This window comes from Dankookia rubra, from assembly GCF_004355005.1.
GTDB classification, from domain to species: Bacteria; Pseudomonadota; Alphaproteobacteria; order Acetobacterales; family Acetobacteraceae; genus Paracraurococcus; species Paracraurococcus ruber_A.
Genome location: NZ_SMSJ01000227.1, coordinates 1 through 2412, shown reverse-complemented (window position 1 = coordinate 2412; position 2412 = coordinate 1). Strand labels below are relative to the sequence as shown.

General features: G+C 74.0%; 3 protein-coding genes. All 3 read right to left on the bottom strand.

Annotated elements, in window-relative coordinates:
* A partial coding sequence (locus E2C06_RS36120; protein WP_456305208.1) for a hypothetical protein occupies nt 1-206 on the bottom strand: 206 nt, incomplete at its 3' end.
* Between the two features lie 70 nt (nt 207-276).
* Nucleotides 277-1659 (bottom strand): S41 family peptidase, encoded by a 1383-nt coding sequence (locus E2C06_RS36115; protein WP_133293339.1) that lies wholly within the window; start codon nt 1657-1659, stop codon nt 277-279.
* Nucleotides 1660-1747: 88 nt separating this feature from the next.
* The coding region (locus E2C06_RS36110; RefSeq protein ID WP_165982910.1) for a murein hydrolase activator EnvC family protein at nt 1748-2412 on the bottom strand (665 nt) is incomplete at its 5' end.

Sequence of the window (2412 nt, the reverse complement as noted above, 5' to 3'; positions counted from 1 at the left end):
GCCGAGGGTGGTCTTGCCGCTGCCGGACTCGCCGACCAGGCCGACCGTCTCGCCTCGGCGACCGCGGGCGGGGCCGGGGGCGGCCCGAGCCAGGCGAGCACCCCGGCGCCGCCGCCGAGCAGCGCCAGCACCAGGGCCCAGAAAACCCCGAGCCCGCGCCAGCCGGACAGCAGCCGCCTGGCCGCCGCCGGGTAGCCGCCCATCATGGTCCCGTCCACCGAGAAGGCCCGAAGAGGCAAGGCCCAAGGGCGCAAGGCTTGGCGGCCCGGTTGTCCGTCAGCGCGACGCGGCGCGGCGGGACGGGGTCTGCACCGCGGCCAGGTTGCGCAGCAGCTGGGTCGCCTGCTGCAGCTGGAAGTCGGTCTCCGGCTTGGTCGGGTCGAAGGCCGGCGCACCGTCCGGCGGCAGGCGGCTGACCTTCTCGGCGATGCCGGGGGGCAGTTCCAGCTTCGGGATGGCGGCGCCGGCCGGCTGCTGCACGCCGCCCTCGTTCCGCAGGGCGCGGCGGAGGTCGGCCTCGCGCTCGCGCGGGATGGAGGCGGTGGCCTCCTGGCGCTGGGCCAGCACCTCGATGTCCGGCTCGATGCCGGTGGCCTGGATCGAGCGGCCCGAAGGGGTGAAGTAGCGCGCGGTGGTCAGCCGGATGGCGCCGTTGCCGGGGATCGGCATTACGGTCTGCACGCTGCCCTTGCCGAAGGACTTCACGCCGAGGACGATGGCCCGGCGGTGGTCCTGCAGCGCGCCGGCGACGATCTCGGAGGCGCTGGCCGAGCCGCCGTTGATCAGCACCACCAGCGGCAGCCCTTGCGCGATGTCGCCGGACTTGGCGTTCCAGCGCTGCGCATCCTCGGGCCGGCGGGCGCGGGTCGAGACGATCTCGCCCTGGTCGAGGAACTCGTCCGAGACCTGCACCGCCTGGTCCAGCAGCCCGCCCGGGTTGTTGCGCAGGTCGAGCACCAAGCCCTTGAGCCCGGCCTGGCCGGCCTGCTGCCGCATGGTCTGGATCGCCCGGCGCAGGCCGACATCGGTCTGCTCGTTGAAGGAGGTCAGCCGGACATAGCCGATGTCGTTGCCCTCGAGCCGGAAGCGGACGACCTGCGGGCGGATCACCTCCCGGGTCAGGGAGAGCTCGATCGGCCGGTCGGCACCCTCGCGCCGGATGGTGATCTTGAGCGAGGTGCCGCGCTCGCCGCGCATCTGCTCGACCGCCTCCTGCAGGGTCAGGCCCTGCACGGAATTGCCGTTGAGGTGGGTGATCAGGTCGCCGGCCTTGACGCCGCCGCGGGCGGCGGGGGTCTCGTCGATCGGCGAGATCACCTTGATGTAGCCGTTCTCCTGCGTCACCTCGATGCCGAGGCCGCCGAACTCGCCGCGGGTCTGCACCTGCATGTCGCGGTAGGAGCGCTGGTTCAGGTAGGAGCTGTGCGGGTCGAGCCCGGTGAGCATGCCGTTGATGGCGTTCTCGACCGCGTCGCGGTCGTTGATCGGCTCGACATATTCGGCGCGGACGCGCTCGAAGACGTCGCCGAACAGGTTGAGCAGGCGATAGGTATCCGCCCGGCCGCCGTCCTGGGCCCAGGCCGCCACCATGGGGCCGACCACGACCCCGGCCATGAAGGCCCCGGCCACTGCCGCCACCGTCCGAACCCTGCGCTTCATGCGGCCACCGTCTGTCCCTGCGAGGCGGCCCGGCGGGCCGCGATCAATCGATGTAGTGCGTCCAGGCTCGGCGTCGACCTTGGCGGCCTCAACCCCTGGCGGCAAACCAATTCCGGGGGTCCACCGGCTGCCCGTGGCGGCGCAGCTCCAGATAGAGCGGAACCCGGCCGCTTCTTTCGCCAGCCTTGTCCCCGGCCTTGTCGGCGGCGCCAAGCTGGCCAACCGGCTCCCCGGCCAGCACGCGCTGCCCCGGGGAGGCGTCCAGCCGGTCGAGCCCGGCCAGCACGAAATGGTAGCCGTCGCCGCAATCCACAATCAACAGCAGGCCATAGCTTCGGAAGGATGAACCGAACACGACTTTGCCGCCGCAGGGGCTGACCACCCGGGCGCCGGGCAGGGCGGAGAGGGTCATCCCCCGCGCCGCGCCGCCTTCCCCGGCGGCGCCGAATTCCCGCGCGACCTGGCCGGCGGCCGGCATGGGGCGGGCACCGCGCGGCGTCGGGGGATCGGGCGAGGCGGGGCGGGCGGCGGCGTCCTGGACCCGTTCGGGCGGGCGTTCCGGGGCGTGGCCGCGGCTTGCCTGGCGCGCCGCCTCGCGGGCCTCGGCCCTGGCTTGCGCCGCCTCGCGCGCCTTTGCGGCCGCCTCGCGCGCGCGCTCGGCCGCCTCGCGGCGGGCTTCCTCCCGCCGCAGCCGGGCGATCGACCGGCGGCGGCCAGATGCAGGGACAGGCGGCACCCCCGGGCGGCGGCCCG

Excerpts from the sequence above, each read along its gene's own strand:
- E2C06_RS36115 (WP_133293339.1), bottom strand. The coding sequence starts at position 1,659 with ATGAAGCGCAGGGTTCGGACGGTGGCGGCAGTGGCCGGGGCCTTCATG.